This is a genomic window from Paenibacillus sp. FSL H8-0537, assembly GCF_038051995.1.
Lineage (GTDB): Bacteria > Bacillota > Bacilli > Paenibacillales > Paenibacillaceae > Pristimantibacillus.
In genome coordinates, this window is the sequence record NZ_CP150290.1 from 2,893,550 (window position 1) to 2,911,801 (window position 18,252).

An 18,252-nucleotide genomic window follows, 5' to 3' on the forward strand; every position below is an offset into this window, starting at 1 on the left:
TGTATGCCATCCTCTCTAACCAGCCTTTCTAAAGATTATCGAACGGAGGAAACATGATGTCTAGATCAATTGAATTTATATTGAGAGATGAAATTTTTGCTGAGCTTGAAATCGAGTATCCAGATGACCACGATACCAATTTGTTGGATCAAGGGATCGATTCGGTTGGCTTCATCAAGCTTATTGTTTCAATGGAATCGAAGTTTAACATCGCGATCCCTGATGAGGATCTATTGTTTGAAAAGTTCTCCACGGCTGGATTAATCCTTAATTATTTGACCGAGAAAACGATAGCATAAATTGCAACGGAGCTAGATAGATCATATAGAGGAGAAGATTATGACTATCATTGAGCGTTTATTTATGGAAGCTTGTGATCGCAAAGAACACATTATCCTTCAAGATATAAAGCAGCACTGGACTTACGCGGAGGTGATGACAGAAGCATACTCGATTGCTTTATATATAAAGAAGAACTTTGATCTTGAGTCCGGAAGTCATCTTGCATTATACACAAATAATGAGCCCTTGTTCATTATTGCGGCGCTTGGCATTCAGTTCTGCGGTTATGTATTAGTACCGGTTCCTTACTCGGCATCCAAAACTGAAATTGAAAATATTTTAAATGCCAGTGACGCCAAACTGGTTATCAGCAAATATGTACAGCCTGCGCATTTAAATTGTGACATTCCTTGGGTTACCGCTCAGGATTTATCGCAAGAACCGATGCCTTCGTTTGAATCGATCACGTTAACGAATCAGTCCGATCCCAATCAATGTGCGATTCTCCTTCCTACATCGGGCACAACCGGAAAATCTAAAATCGTTATGTTATCCCATTGGAATGTATTAACGAATGCGTTGGCACATGGCGGAAAGGTGGGTTATACGGATCAAGATTCGTTTCTTGTAACGATGCCCGTTCATTTCAGTTCTACGATTGTCACGCAATTGATTTCTTGCATGCTTTATGGAACCCGAATTAAACTTATCAGCCTGCCCTTACTGCCGCGCACAGCGTTTAAACTGTTTCAGAATAAGGCGGTCACGGCATTCTCAGCGGTGCCTACGCAATTGATGCACTTTGTTTCCGATTTTCATCAGACAACAAACTGGAGTGCCTTTGATTCAATTGAATTTATTGTTATTAGCGGTGCGGCGATTCCTGCGAAATTAGTAGACAATCTTCAGACTGTATTTCCCAAAGCGGACATTATTCAAACCTATGGATTGACAGAAGCTTCTCCGCGGGTGAGCATGATGGAACGGGGAGACCGCTGCTTATCCTGTGGATCACCCATCAGTGACGTTTCTATTCGACTTGTTGACGAAGAAGAGAATGAGGTTGAAGGAGCAGCTATCGGAGAAATTTGGGTCAAGGGCCCAAATGTGATGCTCGGTTATTACAAAAACCCAGAGTTAACGAACGATACAATTGTTGATGGTTGGTTAAAGACAGGAGATTTGGGATATTGGAATGAATCACGGTGTCTCATAATCACAGGCAGAAAGAAGAATATCATTATATCCGGCGGTATCAATATCTATCCGGAAGAAATCGAAGAGTTTTTATATGGCTTGAAAGAAGTTGAGGAAGTCATAGTTGTTGGTGTGCACGATGATCTATTAGGCGAAGTACCCATCGCATTTCTGAAAGTTTTTGAAGAATGTCTGATTGATATGGATGCGCTTACAAAATATTGCAACTTGCATTTGTCGTCGTATAAAGTGCCTAGACAATGGAGGATTATAGATGAAATTCCAAAAACAAAAACAGGAAAACTGGACAGGGCAAGCACGAAGCGCTTATTGCTAAATGAGATATACTGAACAAACAAGGAGCTGGACCCATGATGTTGGAGAACACGCCTCTTCGACATCCTTAAGCAACTTAATAAGATAACTAGGGGTGAACGAAAAAAATGAAGAATACAACTCCAACATTAGGCAGGGGAATATTGCCAATAAGTTATCCGATGATTACAACATATACGCAACATGCTCATCTCTTGTCCATACTTACCCATTATGAGTGCGCACACCCATGGATATTTAGTAATTATATTCAATTATATATTAACAAAGATTATAAACATAATTGGGGAGATTTTTATTTCCCTCTGACTTATGAGCTGCGACCTTCAGATGCATGCAAATGGATTACTACTCAAAAGATACATAGAGATACTGTAACAACTAAATGGGACTCTGTTATTCATTTTATTATAGAAAACATTAATTCAAATAATTATGTCCACACAATGGTGAATTATTTCTACGTGCCATTAAGCGAACGATATAATAGACTCCATTTGCATCATGACATATTTGTCTATGGTTATGATTTAAATAGAGAGATATTGTATGTTTCCGATTTTTTTAAGAACGGAGTTTATAGTCAAGCTGAAATATCATTTACAGATTTCAATCTTGCTTTCAACACTAATCATTTAACAACAAATCATGATTATCTAAGAGAAATGGTTTATCTGTATAAATTCAATGATCAATATCAGGATAATTTCAGTGCAGAAACCTTAGTAAATTCTATAAGAAACTATTTCACTAACAAAACGCCGGAATATTGGGAGATGTTCAACTATGGGGGCGACAGGGATAATCTTGACTTCGGCATGCGAATATACACAACTCTATTAAATTATGTGAAAGAGACATCGGAAAAAAAGTCTAAACTTGATCAAAGACCCTTTCATTTACTTTATGACCATAAGAAGATAATGACGTTAAGACTCAAGTATTTGTACGATAATCGGCATCTAAGTAAATTAAATCAAGAGCATATAGACGAATTCATATCAATTGAAGTTAAGGCGAAGATACTTGTGAATGTAGCGCTTAAATATAATTTGACAAGGAATGTGAGTATTTTAGAAAGCTTACATACACTGATAACGAATATAGAAAATGAAGAATCAATATTCCTTGAACGATGGCTGAAGCGGATAGGCATTCAGTAACGTCGAGGGAGTAGATGATGTCAGCCGGGGATATCTCATATTGCATCGGGTAGAAGGCCAAACCGAAGCCGGTGGAGATCTAGGCATATATATGGAGGGAGTGATGCTGGGAGTATAAGCTTTGCTATACAGCTTATTGAATAAGCTCCAAACAGTCGCTCTTGTGTTGGTTTTATCCGTTTGCTGACAGCCTTTTTTTTCTTCTTGTTTTCCAACGATCCGCATTGCTTCAATCGCTTTATTCCCAGCAACTCCACAGCGAATCCACTCACTTCAAGAATCTCTCTTGGCATCTTGGCATTTGACCCGACATGTTTTGATTAATGCATAGACGCGTACCTGTCTAGTTTGGGAGCAACGCACAGTTCCTGCTTGTTTAATACCTATAATTTATAAGGTAATATATATGAATTTATTGGGTGCTGAACGCAAGTCTTTTATGATAATCTATGTATAAGAATATAAAAATTGGTTATTAAGGAGTTTTTGATCTTTAATTATCCAATCATCTAGATGGAACACCGATTGAATAAATAGTGGTTTCACAAACCTTAAGCAAGGGGGGGATCATAATATTCATTGTATTAACAGGAGTCGCAGGCTTCATCGGTTCCAACCTTGCCGAGAGGCTGCTGCGGGAAGGGCATACCGTTATCGGTGTCGATAATTTTCTGACCGGGTTCACTGTCAACATGGACAATCTCTTACGGTCGCCAAATTTCAAGTTTATCGAGCATGACGTCATTTATCCGCTCGCAATTGAAGGCCCTGTCGATTGGGTGATGCATTTCGCAAGTCCTGCCAGCCCGCCCAAATATTTGTCCTATCCGATCGAAACGATGAGGGTCAACAGCGAAGGAACGATGCATCTGCTGCATCTGGCCAAAGAAAAGCAGGCTGCTTTCTTCTTGGCTTCAACAAGCGAGATCTACGGTAACCCAACCGTTCACCCTCAGCCGGAGAGCTACTATGGCAACGTGAATTCGGTTGGAGCAAGAAGCTGCTACAACGAAGCGAAACGGTATGCAGAGGCGATCACCTACTGGATGAACAGGAAATACGGCATACCGGTAAGGGTCATTCGGATCTTCAATACATTCGGCCCGAAGATGGATTTAAATGACGGACGCGTCATTACCAATTTCATTAATGAAATCATGTCAAAGCAAAACCTTACGATTTATGGCGACGGCAGACAGACGAGAAGCTTTCAGTATATCGACGATTTGCTGGAAGGGATTGTGAGACTGCTGAGCACCACGTATGAACAGCCAGTCAATTTGGGAAATCCGGAGGAAGTCACCATACTTGAGGTCGCCCAAATATTGAAGGAGCTAATGAAGTCCAACGCGCAGATCGAGTTTCTTCCGCTGCCGGAAGACGATCCGAGGAGAAGGAAGCCGGATATTACCATTTCAAGGACGATTATGGACTGGGAACCGGCGATCGGTTTGCATGATGCACTCGCTAGAACGATCCATTATTATCAGGGTCAATATATCCATTAAACGGGAGGTACCTATGCAAGAACAAATCATAGCGATGATAAGCGAAATCAAGGACGACGCCCAACTGGCAAACAGCTTGAACGAGCATTCCAACATCATGGAAGACGGGGGATTGGACTCTTTACAGCTAATTACTTTCGTATTAAAGGTGGAAGAGCGTTTCGGTATTGAAATCGATTTTGAACAATTCGACTTCAATCTTATGGAGTCGGTCACGACCTTCTGCAATTATATCTCGGAGCTGCAGAAGACCGCACCTGTATGAACGATAGACGCAAGTTCGAGCTCATTATCGGGACGTTTGACGCGGAACGCTTCTGGCGCGACCCTAATCTAGCCAAACTGCCGTCGTTTCACGATCCTGAAATGGAGAATGTCGTGATGGCCATGGATGAGCTGCTCTTTCCATTTTGCGAGGCGCAGGATAGGCTCATTACTCGCTATCGAATGAACGTTTGCCATAAAGAGTATTTGCATGAGATCGGATTTAAATTTCTTTCCAATTCAACCGATCTCGAGAGTCCTGATGGAGGAAGCGCAGGCAGAACCGCCAATATATTCGACCTGCTCACATCAGCCGATCGAATGGGTGACATGGATCTACACTGGCTGGACGGCGCCCGGTTGTCGCCCTTTGCCGTCATTCCGGGGGTGGATCGTACTGCGGCGCGTTACGGGCTGGAACAGGATTTTCCAGCTATCGAAACGGTTCAGACTGTCAATTCGAAGCTGTATTCAACCGAATTGAACCGTCGCCTTGATCTTCGGTGTGACAGCCAGACGGTCTATTCTCACGAAGAGCTGCTGGCAAGCGGCTTGACTTTGCTGAATCAAGGACCCTTCCTGATCAAAGATGAGTTTGGGGTATCCGGGAAGGGGAATTTGCTGATCGAGTCGGAAGCGATTTTGCAGCGAGTCACATCCTATCTCGCCGATCAGTGCAGCAAGGGAAGAACGGTTCGGTTTATTATTGAGCCGTTCCTCCGCAAGGAATTGGATTTTTCTTGCCAATTCCATATCGATCCGGACGGTACTTACCGACATATCTCAGTGCAGCAATTGGTCAATCACAATTTCGCTTACCAAGGCTCCTATACAGCCGACGATAGGCTGCTTCATATGCTGCAGGAAGCGGAGTATTTTGATGTAATGAAACTGGCGGCTCGCGAGCTTTACCGGTCGGGTTATCACGGCGACGTATGCGTCGATTCTATGCTGTTGACAGACGGCCGCATCGTTCCGATCGTTGAGGTGAATGCAAGAAGATCGATGAGTCTGATCAAGCATTACGTTGACCGATACCTGGAGAAGCACGATACGGCCGGGAGCATGACGCATGCGACCTTACAGTTTGCATGCGATGTACCATTCGATCAATTGCTGGAATCGCTGGACCGCGAGGGTGTTCTATATAAGCCTGATCGAGGGTTCGGCATTTTACCGTTAAGCGCGAATACGCTCCTTATTAACAAAGTCATCAGCGAGTGCAAGGGGATCCGGAATAAGCAGGTGAAAGGCAGATTGTATTATTCGTTGATCGAGGGGGAATGGGATAACGAACGATTGACCGCTAAGGTTAAGGAGGTGCTGTCGTCGTTATCCTTCAAGATCGTTGGCTGATGCAGTCCGAAGCGCTTGAAGCCATGAATGGAGGAAGAAATTTTATGGGTAAGCGGAAAGTAACGATTCTATGCTCGGGTTTCGGTTTGGGTTTCTATATTCCCGGCCTGTTAGCTGCAAGCGATTTCGAGAAAAGGGATATCGCGACGGAAGTGCTCGTGTTCGAAAGCTATTTGGAGCAAGACAAGATGGATCATATTGCAGACAGCAGGAAGGCTTACCACAATAATTTCGCACTTGCCAATTTATCAGCCCGAATGCCGATGGATATCCGCAGCAGCATTGATTATGCCCAGGTCGAGCTATTGCTGGAGGCGTGGAAAGCGGAAGAGCGATACGAATTCATATCGCTATCCGGACACTGGGTCTATATTCTGGATTTGTATAGGGAGAAGATGCTGCCGAATCAAATTCATGTAGACCTGCTCTACGTCGATTCAGATCTGGCCCCGTCTTGGAAGAGCCTGAAGAAGTTTCATCCTCGCTATGACGAGTATTATTACAATGCTTGTCTCTATGACACCAACAAGATGGAGATTCGATGCGAAATCCCGGTTCTTCATGGTACGCCACTGCCCTTCGAATCGAGAAAGCGGCGGCTTGTTGTTCATGGCGGCGGCTGGGGGATGGGCACTTATCAAAGTAAAGTTCCAGAGCTTGTCGGCCATAACTATGGGCTTGATATCGTAGCTTACGATTGGAAGGAAGCGAAGCCCGATCCCGATCACCGATATTGGATGAACGATCCGGAATGGTGTGCATGGGTGAAGAGTGCGAACGGCCTGCACGAGTTTCCGCCATACATCGAAATAACGGGAGAAGATACGAATTCATACGCCGCTAAGGTTGATCATCATTGGTTATTCGACGTCGCTTCGGAGGCGATGGCTATCGTGGCCAAGCCGGGAGCGGGCACATTGATCGACTCACTTGCATCCGAAACCCCTCTTATTCTGCTGGAGCCGTTCGGAAGTCACGAGCTTAGCAATTTGGAATTGTGGGAGTCGCTTGGGTTCGGAATACGCTACGAGAAGTGGCGGGAGATGGATTTTTCCGTAGAGGTCCTTAAGGAGATGCATCAAGCGATCATGAACAGACCCGGAGAACGGACGAATTATGTGGATCATTATTGTGCGAGAGTCGCGTTAACGAAGGGGTAAGATTTCAATGGCAGAAGGGGTTATGCGATGAGCGTAAACAAATTGAGTGTCGCCCAAGATACGACAAGCTATCCGAGATGGATCGTCTTGCAGCTGTTGGAGGAGTGCAATTTACGATGCAAGATGTGCTATGAGTGGGGACTCGAAGGGCCCTATAAAAGCAAAAAAACGTTAGCGCAGCTGGATCCGGATCTGATCAAAAAGATCATCGTCGAGTGCAGCCCGGGCAAGCCGTATTACGATTTCTTCGGCGGCGAGCCGCTGATGTACCCTTGGCTGAGCGACATTCTCGCCATGATCAATCATTATGGAGGGATAGCGGACTTCCCCACTAACGGCACATTGCTCGAGCAGCATGCCGAGATGCTCGTCGAGACTGCTCCCAATAAGATCTGGATGTCGCTCGACGGCCCTGAGGAAATCAACGACAGGCAGAGGGGCAAAGGCGTATTCAAGAAAGTAATCAAGGGGATCGAGAAGCTCTATGAGCTTCGGGAAAGCAAAGGCAAGCAATTTCCGAAGATGGGTGTATCCTTTATCATTACGCCCTTGAACTATATGTACGTCGAGGAATTTTTCTTTAAGCATATCGACTTGTCGATGTTGGACCATATCAGCATGGAAGTGCAGCTCTATGCAACGGAAGAGCAGTATGCCCAATATGTGGAGGTTCTTAGTGAAAAATTCGACGTGCATGAAGCTCCTTATGCCAAGGGGATGGTGTGGCGGGACACCAGTTCGTTCAGCCAGATCGATATTCCGGAATTGACGAGACAGCTCAATAATGTTAAAGAGTATTGCTTGAAAAACCGCATCCATGTGATCACCTATCCGAAGACGATAGATGAACAAAATTTGAGCAACTATTTCTCGGGGCAATTCCATCAGATGGCTGATAAACGAAATCGGTGCTCCCTTCCATGGGTTTATGCGGAGATTACGGCAAGGGGCGACGTTTCGCCCTGCCATGCCTTCTATGATTTGACCTTCGGCAACGTGAACGAAGAGAGTTTGCTGGATATCTGGAGTAGTGACAAGTACAAAGATTATCGCGCGTATATGAAAAAAAATATGCTTCCGATTTGTACGGCTTGTTCAAGGTATTATATCTATTGATTCATGTGAATGACCTAATATGTTTAAGAAGGGTGTGTTGATATGAATCCGAAATCAGAGATTAAACATTCCCCAAAGGATTTGCAAATATTGAAACGTACTATCAAGAATACGGTGGAAACAAAGCGGAACATGGAGAAAATAGCGGGTTACGCGACACCGTTGCCAGAGTCGGTCGGGATTAAACTGACGAACCAATGCAACTTGCGCTGCAAGCATTGCTATCAATGGAACGACACCGGCTACCATCACTTCATGACACCGGAGCAGCAGCGGGAACAGCTCGACTACGGGCTGCTGGAGAAACTGATCCTCGAGACGGAGCCAGCCAAGTCGAGACTCTATATCTGGGGCGGAGAGCCGCTCGTATACAGCCATTTTGACCGTTTGGCCGATTTGCTTGAAGCCCATCCTCGCGAGACGACGATCTGCACGAACGCGATGCTGATTGAGCGAAAGCTGGACGCCTTGCTGAGAATCTCCGACAACTTGGAGCTGCTCATTGCGCTTGATGGATTCGAAGAACAGAATGATGCGCTTCGCGGCAAAGGGGTATTCAACAAGGCGATAGATGCTATCCGGATGCTAGTCGAGCTGCGCAAGGAAAACCGATTCAGGGGCAAAATTACAATCCATACCGTCGTTAACGATGCTATGACCGACAAGCTTTACGATCTGCTGGACTTCCTGGAGGGCGTTGGCGTAGATATGGTCATGGTCTGCTTCCCGTGGTACATCTCGGACGAATGCTCGCAGGGAATGGACGATTACTTCGACCAGAAGTTCGACTTCCTTCCGGCGAGCGAGCACAAGGGCGAACGAAGCTGGCACGCCTTTAACTACAAGCTCGATCCGGAGCGTATCCCTGCTTTGATGAGCGAGTTGGACCGGGTTAACAATCGGGTCTGGAAAATGCGTTTGCGCTACCAGCCGAATCTGGATCATGATCAGATCGAAGATTTCGTGCTCGGCAAAGAGGTGAGGGGTAAAGGCACGATGAACAAGAAGTGCCTGGCTCTCTCGAACCGGATGGATATTACGCCCGATGGAACGATTGTCGCGTGCAAATTTTTCAAGGAGTTCGAGATCGGCAAATTAAATGAAGCGTCCGTACAGGAATTATGGCACGGCATGACCTACAGAAGGATAAGGGAAATGATGGACGAACGACTGACACCGGCATGTTCCAAGTGCAGTGTCTTGCATTTGCACGGTGTTTAACTATTCTGAATTAACATAAATGAGGTGCACCAGTGAGCATTATCCAAGTGGAACGCTTATCCAAAAGCTTCAATTACTACGAAAAAGAATTGGGGTTTAAAAAATCGCTGAAAAATTTAGTGAAGCGGAAATCACTGATCAAAGAAGCGGTTAGCGAAATATCACTTGTAATCGAGCAAGGCGAGATGGTCGGATTCTTAGGTCCGAACGGTTCCGGCAAAACGACTACGCTTAAGATGCTGTCCGGCATCTTGTATCCGACAAGCGGGAAGGCGAATGTATTAGGCTATGTCCCTTGGGAACGAAAGAAAGAATTCAAGATGCAGTTCTCGATCGTGATGGGGCAGAAATCGCAGTTGTGGTGGGATTTACCGGCAAACGAATCGTTGTACCTGAACAAATGCATCTATGAGGTCGAGGATAAGCCCTACAACCTTGTCCTGGATGAGCTTACGGAGATGCTTGACGTAAAAGACCTGCTCAACATTCAGGTGCGGAGGCTTTCGCTGGGGGAACGGATGAAGATGGAGCTAATTGCGTCGCTCATTCACCGGCCCAAGGTGATTTTCCTGGATGAGCCTACAATCGGACTCGATCTGATTTCGCAGAAGCGCATTCGGGAGTTCCTGAAAAATTATAACCAGCAGACGAAAGCAACGGTCATTCTGACAAGCCACTACATGGCGGATATTGAGGATCTATGCAAACGAACGGTCATCATCAATCAAGGGAAGATCGTATACGACGGCGATCTTCGGCGTGTGAACGAGCTGTTTCATGCAAAAAAGATCATCAAGCTGCAATTTACGGACGAAGTGCCGAGGCAAGCACTAAGCGATTATGGCGCTATCATGCAACATGACGGAATGAATGCCGTCATGGAGATCGATAAGCATGACCTCCAGCGGCTTTCCAAGATGATGCTGGACCGGTTCCCGATCCTCGATTTCACAATTGAAGATATACCTGTCGAGCGAGGCATCGAAAGTTTGTATCAGAAAGATGGGGTCAGACATGAAAGCCTTGCAGAAGTATAAAAGGACGTACATCCTTGCGCTTCAGAATGCGATGGAATATCGGACCGATTTCCTGATGAGTATCATCAGCGGCGGCTTCATCATTCTCGTCCAATGCTTCCTCTGGACGGCCGTGTTTCGCAGTTCGCCGCAGGAGATCATTAACGGCTATTCTTATTCGCAGATAATCATTTATTCCGTGTTGTCCGGCGTAGTCTCCAAGCTGGTTTCTGCCGGCTTCGAAGGGGAAATCGCGAATGATATCAAGACGGGTGGCCTGAGCAAGTTTATCGCTCAGCCCATTCATTATTTCAGCTATCGGATATGCAATTTTTTCGGTGGGAAAACGGTTCAGACCGGGGTCGTCCTTGTCTTATTCGTCATACTGATGATTGTTTTTACTCAGATTTGGGAGTTTCAGCTTAGAGGGGTGCAGATCGTTATGTTCTTGGTCAGCATTCTGTTCGGACTGCTCATCAACTTCCTGCTTTTTTATTCGATTAGTGCTCTTGCGTTCATCATTACTGAGGTTTGGGGCGTTTATATCGCGTTCAACCAAGGCGTCTATCTGCTCAGTGGCGCCATCTTTCCGCTTAATATTTTCGGAGATACGTTTGCTAGAATCTCCAGCTATTTACCGTTTCAATATGTCGTATTCTTCCCGGTTAACATCATCAATGGGAGCTTGACGATTCATGAAATCGTGCGTGGGCTCCTCTTACAGGCGGTCTGGGTAATTGTGCTTATGATAATCTCCAAGTTGTCGTGGGATTCCGGGATGAGGAAATATGTAGCCGTTGGAGGTTAGTTCTGTGAGTATCAGCTTGACGGAGATTCGGAAGCATATACGTATGTTCTTTATTTTCGCAAAGAATAGCTTGGTCGGTTACATGGAATACAAAGCGAATTTTTACTCCGGTTTGATCATGGAGACCGTATTTCTGTTTTCCAAGCTGATCTATATCTTGTTCGTTTTCCAGCTCGGGATCGAAATCAATGGAATTTCTCCTGACCAGATGTTGATCTTCACTGGGACCTATACGATTATGATCGCAATCTATACAGGACTGTTTATGGATAACTTTTATAGATTCGCCGGCCATATCCGCAACGGGACGCTGGACTTGTATATGACTAAGCCGCTATCGCTGCAGTTCATGATTTCATTCCGGCACGTTAACTTCGCGTTTCCGATCCCGAACCTGATCGCAGGGATCACGATGATCGTACTGGCCTGGCGGCGTCTTGACATCGAGCCAAGCTTGATTCACTTGGCCGGATATATCGGCGTGATCTTGAGTAGCACGATCGTGACCTATTCGGTGCTTCTACTTCCGCAAATTCTTGCCTTCTGGACGGTGAAGTCCGGTTCGATCTTCGAAATACTCGACAAATGTTGGGACTTAAACAATATGCCGATGTATATATACCCCAAATGGCTGCGGAGAATAGGGCTGTATGTCGTGCCGATCTTGTTCATCACCAACATGCCGTCGGTTTATTTGATCGATCGCTTGGACTTGTTCCTTGGGATATGGATTTTTGCAGCTCCCGTTATATCGCTTCTAGTGGTCAGGCTGTTCTGGAAGCTGGCCGTCAAACGTTATGAAAGCGCCAGCGGTTAGAGAAATGCCCTATAAACAAATTGTTGAGAAGGTGAATCGAATGAGCAGGACGGAGCATGAGCGCCATCCGTTGCAGACAGAGGCCATTACAAAGAAACGGCTGCACAACGGGATTGAAATCTATCAAAACAACGAAGGCGAGACCGAGTTTCTCTACAACGAGATTTTCCACAAGGAGATGTATTTCAAGCACGGTATTACGCTCCCGGATAATGGCACGGTCATGGACGTCGGTGCTAATATCGGCATGTTCAGCCTATATGTCAGCAGCAAGAGCGACTGCAGGGTATATGCCTTTGAGCCACTGCCTCCGACGTTTAAGCTCTTGAAGATGAATACGAGCTCGCTGCCTCGCGTAACGACGGTTAACGTCGGGCTTTCCAATGAGATCAAGGAAGCGGAGTTTGCCTATTTTCCTACGATGTCCACGGACTCTGTCCAGATCAAATACCGGGAGAACCACGATCAAGATCTCCGATACGGGTTAATCAACCATTACGAAGATAATTTCGCTGACCCGCGAATGCTAAACCGCTTTGTCGATCATCTTATGTCGCCGAAGCTTCTGAATGAACAAATCTATCGATGCAAGCTAACTACGATCTCCGAAATGATCCGCTATTACGATCTGAACCAAATTGATCTGCTCAAAATCGACGTGGAGAAAAGTGAGTTCGAGGTGCTGGAAGGCATCCATCCGGAAGATTGGGGCAAAATCAAGCAAATTGTAATGGAGGTACACGGACTGGACGGAGAGCAGATCAGCAGGCTCGAGAACATCTTCCGAACCAACGGCTTCCATGCCGTGATCGATTACTACGAAGATTTGAATATCCCAAATTACTACAATGTGTACGCGTTGAATCAAATGCATACGTCAGCTGGGTGATAGTCATGTTACAGCATCTGCATGCAAGGTTGGTATGCTCCAGCTGCAAGGGCGAGCTGGCCCAGTCGGATGCATTGCTGCAATGCCGCAACTGCGATGCGGCATATACGATCGATAATCGTTATGTATCGATGCTCGACCGGTGTGAGCAGTTTGTCCACCCTTCCGATTGGAATCGTAAAGAGGGCGAAATTCGAGATTATAGCGAGATTTCGAACTCCCTTGCGCTTTCCGGTATAGGCCGATTCGCAACCTTTTTAAACTATGGTTACGTCTCGTACGGGAATGAGCAACATGCGGTGATCGAGCCCGACGATGTATGGAATAGAAATTCAGTCAAGCTGCTGCTCGAGGCAGTGGGCAGGACGGCGATTCGGGAGCAGCAGGTTATCGACATCGGATGCGGCAGGGGAGGGAACATAGCAGCTTTGCATAAATATTTCAAGCCTCTGTCTATTGTCGGTCTCGACATCTGCCCGGCGAATATTGCGTATTGCAGTGCCAAATCCCGATTCGTTGAATCTTTCTATATCGTCGGCGATGCGGAGAATATACCGTTTGCAGACGAGAGTTTCGATGTTGTATTGAATATGGAATCCGCGCATGCCTATCCGAATCGATCACGCTTCTATGAAGAGGTGTACCGGATAATGAGATATGGCGGTGTATTTCTGTATACGGAGCTGATGCTGGAAGATCAGGTAGCGCAGAACGTGAGGCTGTTAGAGGAAGCAGGCCTGTCTGTAATCCGCAATCAGGATGTGACTTCGAATGTCCTTCTATCGTGTGATGAGAACGCAAAGCAACGTACTGGCACACAAGGGATTGCGAACAACGCCAACGCGAGCACGAATATTGGAGATATCAATGATTTCATCGCATTGCCCGGCTCGAAGAAATATGAAGAGATGAAGGCTGGAACGCGGCAATACCGTATGATGAACCTTGTTAAGAGGTAACATAGCTTTAATATCGACAATAATTTTAGTATAGGAGAAATACTTTATGGAAGAAATTGTTTCTCTAGATACCTTTCAACCATTCGACGGAATGATGAAAATGTTTCCTCATCATAATTTTCCTTATTTTAATTGCGACTACAATTTGCTATTAACGCTTGCAAATTATTTTAAAAAAGATGAGCTGCCGATTTTGAATAATGTCATTAGTATTTATAGATTTGATAAACAAAAAATAAAAACAAGAGGATATTTCAAGTTAGAAGTGTTGGATCTCGAGGATGGAGATAAGATACTTGAGGAAATGGGTATCTCTATTCGGAGAAAATCTCCTGCATTAGATACTTTACAAGATGAGATAATAAACTCTATTTCTAGTGGTAATCCGATTTCCATTTTTATTGATTTATTTTATCAACATGGGAGAGACTTTTACTATAACAAAAAACATGGACTGCATCCTGTTTTTGTCTATGGCTTTAATCTTACTACCGAGGAAATATATACGGTTGATGATATTACAGAATACAGACAATATTCTTTACCATTTTCAGAATTTAAATTGTCGTGCTTGAGTTCGGAACACGTAAAAATGCCAAACTACTTTTGGGAATATGCACTAGTGTCCCCCGCTGATCATGATATCTTGAACAATAAGAAGCTAGCACAAAAAAACATCAATAAATTTGTAGAAAATATGTGCAGGTATCAAAATGAAATAACGGAAAGTTTGAATAATATATTGTTGTTGGCAGAAAATTTCGAGCTCGTTATAACAAATGAAACGATTATAGAAACACTAAGCAGTACTATTTATAGAAAATGTTCTGAGAAATACAGGTTAAATACTCTCTATAAGTACAACATTGATCATATCAATGCAAAACATACGCTTGACTCATTATTGGACCAAATTATTAATGACTGGAAGACAGTAAGGATCTATTCGAATAAAGCCATTATGTCCAAAAAGTTCACTGGGGAAATAATAGACAAGTGCATTGGTTTATTGACAAAAATATATACGAATGAAGTGCATTTTAATAATCACTTTTATTTAATGTTAAAGGCTGCGAGCTTGTAAAGCTGAACCAACAATATGAGTCAGGTAAAATCACATTTAATAGTGCTAGAAATGAGCCAGACATTGATCCGAGGGCACCTAACAACTATAACTAGAGACCACAATTAATAATAGGAGAGTCCTTGAAATTCAACAGCGATTCAAGAACTATATGAGCAGTTTTCAATTTGAGGGGCAGATTTATTGGAATCAGCAAGAGGATCGTCGAGGCCGAACATTATTTTGCCTAGCGGCTGGATTTATTGTGATGGGTGAATTTGATAGCGCTTTTTCCTATTTAAATCAATTTTCCAAGGTATACATTGTGTATCATGATCCTACAGTACCACGAAGTAAAGTTACAGGATTAATTTTAAGACATACATGAAGAAATAGGATTAAGGAAGCCGGCAAATGCCGGTTTTCTTGTTTTGGGATTAATGACTCTTGGACTGAAAGAATTCGCTATTACTTCAGATGGTGAAGTAACTTCCAATCCTAAGTACCTTCGCAAGTCTGAAAAGCGATTAGCTAAATGGCAAAAAGATTTGTCACGCAAGAAGAAGGGAAGCAATAACCGTCATAAGGCTAGGCTGAAAGTTGCAAGCCTGCATGAAAAGATTAGCCATCAGCGTCAAGACTTCTTGCACAAAGTATCTTCCAAGATGATTAGCGAAAACCAAGTCATTGTCATGGAAGACCTTAGAGTAAAGAATATGATCCAGAATCATAAGCTTGCAAAGGCAATCAGTGAAGTATCTTGGAGCATGTTCCGTTCGATGCTTGAATACAAGGCTGGGTGGTACGGCAGAGACATTATTATTGCACCTAAGAACTACGCAAGCAGTCAACTATGCTCATGTTGCGGTTACAAAAATGCAGAGGTGAAGAATCTCGCCTTGCGTGAATGGACTTGTCCAGCCTGTCATGTGCATCATGACAGAGACGTAAATGCTGCTCAAAACCTTCTGAAACTAGCAAGGTAATATTGCATCCTATGGGTTAGGAACTAACCTGTAAGCTTGTTGGGTAAACTTGGAGCAGTAGCTCTATTGACCAAGAAGCCGCCACCTCTTAGGTGGTTGGTAGTTCACTTGAGCACTTGGAGCTTATTGATCACTTAATTGTTATAGATAATAGCAGCGCCGAAGGCGAGATTGTCCTGAAGGCTGATATTATGAAATATTACTGCCTGAGTGGATACGAAGTATCGAACTCCACTTAGAAAGAAGAGTAGCTCCAGATTAAATAAACCGATTACTGTCTCTGACAGTGAACGGTTTATTTTTTTGAACTTACATTGGATCGTGTTCAAAATGTCAAAAAATTCGACAATACCGGGGAGGATTTAGAGGATCTAATCTCCATCGGAACGATTGGATTGATTAAAGCCATTGAGAGCATCCAGACTGGAAAAGGTACGAAGCTCGCGACGTTCGTGGCTCGTTGTATTGAGAACGAAATACTTATGCATCTGCGATCGCTTAAAAAAACCCGGAAGGGTGTTTCTTTGCATGATCCAATTGGTATATATTGGATGACCGTAAGAAGGAAGTTGTTATTGGTCGGTTTGGTTTTTTTGTCTGTACACACACTTAACACATGTGGAGTTCCTAATATTGATGGTTTTTAATCAATTAGTGAATAAGCTGTTTATGACCTTGCAAATATCCTCCATTCCAAGCTAACATCAACAAAACTTGGGTGGGAGGGTTTTACTTATAGTTACTAGGCTTCGGAAAGGGAGAGGGGGCTAACGTTCTGCGGGGTGGTTATAATAATGAAGCTTGTCCAATAAGTCAGAAGATGCGATGATAAATAAATCACATGCTTACATAAGGGGTTAGAACAAAATGAAACAGGCATCATTGCTGCAAGACAAAAAACAACGCAAATTGCTGTTCAGCGCCGGACTTAGCTGGATGTTCGACGCCATGGACGTTGGCATGCTGTCCTTTATCGTAGCTGCGCTAAGCGTAGAGTGGGGGCTTGGCACCGAGCAGATCGGACAGCTGACTGCGATTAATTCCATCGGTATGGCGGTGGGCGCGGCAGCGGCAGGGGCGCTGGCGGATCGCTACGGACGCCGCACGATATTGCTGTGGACGCTGCTCATTTTCTCGGCGGCGAGTGGCTTGTCGGCGCTGGCGGGCACCTTTACCGTGCTGTGCCTCTTGCGTTTTGTTGGCGGCTTTGGACTTGGAGGCGAGCTGCCCGTCGCTTCGACACTCGTATCTGAGTCGGTTCCCGTTAAGGATAGAGGGAGAGCGATTGTGCTTCTGGAAAGCTTCTGGGCAGGCGGCTGGATTGTCGCCGCGCTCGTCTCTTATTTTGTTATTCCGGCTTATGGCTGGAGAGCAGCATTTATTATTGGAGCGGTTCCGGCGCTGTATGCGCTGTATCTGCGAAGAGCGATTGAGGATTCACCGCGTTATGTGGCGCAAAAGGGGAAGGTTTTGCCGCTGCGCCAGCGGCTGGCTGCGATATGGTCACCGAAGCATCGCCGCTCGACCATTATGCTGTGGCTGCTGTGGTTGACAGTCGTCTTCTCGTATTACGGCATGTTTCTGTGGCTGCCGACCGTGATGGTGCTGAAGGGCTTCGGGTTGGTCAAAAGCTTTCAATATGTGCTGCTCATTACACTGGCGCAGCTTCCGGGCTATTTTACAGCGGCCTATTTCATCGAGAAGCTGGGACGTAAATTTGTGCTTGTCACCTATTTGCTGCTGACGGCGGTAAGTGCCATCTGGTTCGGCAGCGCGACGACAGAAGGCATGCTGCTTGCTGCCGGAGCTTGCCTATCTTTCTTCAACCTTGGCGCTTGGGGAGCGATGTATGCTTACACGCCGGAGCAATATCCGACGGCGGTTCGTGCAACGGGTGCAGGCTTTGCCGCTTCCTTTGGCCGGATTGGGGGCATCATTGGCCCTTACATGGTGGGGATGCTCGTGGCAGGCGGCACATCGATTCAAACGGTGTTCATTATTTTCTTTGTAGCGATCGTATGCGGTGCGCTGGCGGTTGCTTTTCTAGGTAAAGAAACAAAAGGGATTGATCCTGACCTTTAAGCAGGCGAGCTTGTCAGAATAGGACGAAC

The 18,252-nt window shown here is 45.0% G+C and carries 16 protein-coding genes and 2 pseudogenes; all 18 read left to right on the forward strand.

Annotated features, from left to right (window positions below):
- Positions 1–53: 53 nt before the first annotated feature.
- The 18 genes and pseudogenes from MHB80_RS12200 to MHB80_RS12285 all read left to right on the forward strand — a co-directional run bounded on the left by MHB80_RS12200 (position 54) and on the right by MHB80_RS12285 (position 18,223).
- Positions 54–299 carry a phosphopantetheine-binding protein gene (locus MHB80_RS12200; RefSeq protein ID WP_341282383.1) on the forward strand — a complete coding sequence of 82 codons (246 nt, stop codon included), beginning with the start codon at positions 54–56 and terminating at the stop codon, positions 297–299.
- Positions 300–339: 40 nt separating this feature from the next.
- Positions 340–1,830: a class I adenylate-forming enzyme family protein gene (locus tag MHB80_RS12205; protein ID WP_341282384.1), complete on the forward strand. Its 1,491-nt coding sequence runs from the start codon at positions 340–342 to the stop codon at positions 1,828–1,830.
- Between the two features lie 92 nt (positions 1,831–1,922).
- Positions 1,923–2,978, forward strand: a complete 1,056-nt coding sequence (locus MHB80_RS12210; protein WP_341282385.1) for a hypothetical protein — start codon at positions 1,923–1,925, stop codon at positions 2,976–2,978.
- 536 nt (positions 2,979–3,514) lie between these two features.
- The gene (locus MHB80_RS12215) at positions 3,515–4,486 is read left to right on the forward strand and encodes an NAD-dependent epimerase/dehydratase family protein (protein WP_341282386.1); all 972 of its coding nucleotides are present in this window, start codon (positions 3,515–3,517) and stop codon (positions 4,484–4,486) included.
- 13 nt (positions 4,487–4,499) lie between these two features.
- On the forward strand, positions 4,500–4,751 hold the full coding sequence (locus tag MHB80_RS12220) for an acyl carrier protein (RefSeq protein ID WP_341282387.1): 252 nt from the start codon (positions 4,500–4,502) through the stop codon (positions 4,749–4,751).
- A complete protein-coding gene (locus MHB80_RS12225) occupies positions 4,748–6,106 on the forward strand; it encodes a hypothetical protein (RefSeq protein ID WP_341282388.1) in 1,359 nt (452 codons plus the stop codon). The genes MHB80_RS12220 and MHB80_RS12225 overlap by 4 nt, the downstream gene beginning before the upstream one ends.
- Positions 6,107–6,150: 44 nt before the next feature.
- Complete coding sequence (locus tag MHB80_RS12230) at positions 6,151–7,266, forward strand: UDP-glucuronosyltransferase (RefSeq protein ID WP_341282389.1); 1,116 nt, start codon at positions 6,151–6,153, stop codon at positions 7,264–7,266.
- 27 nt (positions 7,267–7,293) lie between these two features.
- On the forward strand, positions 7,294–8,382 hold the full coding sequence (locus tag MHB80_RS12235) for a radical SAM protein (RefSeq protein WP_341282390.1): 1,089 nt from the start codon (positions 7,294–7,296) through the stop codon (positions 8,380–8,382).
- A gap of 42 nt (positions 8,383–8,424) precedes the next feature.
- Positions 8,425–9,603, forward strand: a complete 1,179-nt coding sequence (locus MHB80_RS12240; protein ID WP_341282391.1) for a radical SAM protein — start codon at positions 8,425–8,427, stop codon at positions 9,601–9,603.
- Between the two features lie 32 nt (positions 9,604–9,635).
- Positions 9,636–10,640, forward strand: a complete 1,005-nt coding sequence (locus tag MHB80_RS12245; protein WP_341282392.1) for an ATP-binding cassette domain-containing protein — start codon at positions 9,636–9,638, stop codon at positions 10,638–10,640.
- Complete coding sequence (locus MHB80_RS12250; protein ID WP_341282393.1) at positions 10,618–11,427, forward strand: ABC-2 family transporter protein; 810 nt, start codon at positions 10,618–10,620, stop codon at positions 11,425–11,427. The genes MHB80_RS12245 and MHB80_RS12250 overlap by 23 nt, the downstream gene beginning before the upstream one ends.
- 4 nt (positions 11,428–11,431) lie before the next feature.
- Positions 11,432–12,244 carry an ABC-2 family transporter protein gene (locus MHB80_RS12255; RefSeq protein WP_341282394.1) on the forward strand — a complete coding sequence of 271 codons (813 nt, stop codon included), beginning with the start codon at positions 11,432–11,434 and terminating at the stop codon, positions 12,242–12,244.
- Between the two features lie 40 nt (positions 12,245–12,284).
- Positions 12,285–13,133 (forward strand): FkbM family methyltransferase, encoded by an 849-nt coding sequence (locus MHB80_RS12260; RefSeq protein WP_341282395.1) that lies wholly within the window; start codon positions 12,285–12,287, stop codon positions 13,131–13,133.
- A 5-nt stretch (positions 13,134–13,138) separates the two neighbouring features.
- Positions 13,139–14,092, forward strand: coding sequence for a class I SAM-dependent methyltransferase (locus tag MHB80_RS12265; protein WP_341282396.1), 954 nt, complete (start codon positions 13,139–13,141; stop codon positions 14,090–14,092).
- Between the two features lie 46 nt (positions 14,093–14,138).
- Positions 14,139–15,176: a hypothetical protein gene (locus MHB80_RS12270; protein ID WP_341282397.1), complete on the forward strand. Its 1,038-nt coding sequence runs from the start codon at positions 14,139–14,141 to the stop codon at positions 15,174–15,176.
- Positions 15,177–15,595: 419 nt separating this feature from the next.
- A pseudogene (locus MHB80_RS12275) lies at positions 15,596–16,141 on the forward strand (RNA-guided endonuclease TnpB family protein); the annotation flags it as partial.
- 314 nt (positions 16,142–16,455) lie between these two features.
- A pseudogene (locus MHB80_RS12280) lies at positions 16,456–16,683 on the forward strand (sigma factor); the annotation flags it as partial.
- A 325-nt stretch (positions 16,684–17,008) separates the two neighbouring features.
- Complete coding sequence (locus MHB80_RS12285) at positions 17,009–18,223, forward strand: MFS transporter (protein ID WP_341282398.1); 1,215 nt, start codon at positions 17,009–17,011, stop codon at positions 18,221–18,223.
- Positions 18,224–18,252: the final 29 nt, after the last annotated feature.

Bases quoted from the DNA above. Each gene is read 5' to 3' on its own strand.
- MHB80_RS12200 (WP_341282383.1), top strand. From the start codon at position 54: ATGATGTCTAGATCAATTGAATTTATATTGAGAGATGAAATTTTTGCT.
- MHB80_RS12235 (WP_341282390.1), top strand. From the start codon at position 7,294: ATGAGCGTAAACAAATTGAGTGTCGCCCAAGATACGACAAGCTATCCG.
- MHB80_RS12230 (WP_341282389.1), top strand. From the start codon at position 6,151: ATGGGTAAGCGGAAAGTAACGATTCTATGCTCGGGTTTCGGTTTGGGT.
- MHB80_RS12250 (WP_341282393.1), top strand. From the start codon at position 10,618: ATGAAAGCCTTGCAGAAGTATAAAAGGACGTACATCCTTGCGCTTCAG.
- MHB80_RS12240 (WP_341282391.1), top strand. From the start codon at position 8,425: ATGAATCCGAAATCAGAGATTAAACATTCCCCAAAGGATTTGCAAATA.
- MHB80_RS12265 (WP_341282396.1), top strand. From the start codon at position 13,139: ATGTTACAGCATCTGCATGCAAGGTTGGTATGCTCCAGCTGCAAGGGC.
- MHB80_RS12285 (WP_341282398.1), top strand. From the start codon at position 17,009: ATGAAACAGGCATCATTGCTGCAAGACAAAAAACAACGCAAATTGCTG.
- MHB80_RS12260 (WP_341282395.1), top strand. From the start codon at position 12,285: ATGAGCAGGACGGAGCATGAGCGCCATCCGTTGCAGACAGAGGCCATT.
- MHB80_RS12220 (WP_341282387.1), top strand. From the start codon at position 4,500: ATGCAAGAACAAATCATAGCGATGATAAGCGAAATCAAGGACGACGCC.
- MHB80_RS12210 (WP_341282385.1), top strand. From the start codon at position 1,923: ATGAAGAATACAACTCCAACATTAGGCAGGGGAATATTGCCAATAAGT.
- MHB80_RS12225 (WP_341282388.1), top strand. From the start codon at position 4,748: ATGAACGATAGACGCAAGTTCGAGCTCATTATCGGGACGTTTGACGCG.
- MHB80_RS12270 (WP_341282397.1), top strand. From the start codon at position 14,139: ATGGAAGAAATTGTTTCTCTAGATACCTTTCAACCATTCGACGGAATG.
- MHB80_RS12205 (WP_341282384.1), top strand. From the start codon at position 340: ATGACTATCATTGAGCGTTTATTTATGGAAGCTTGTGATCGCAAAGAA.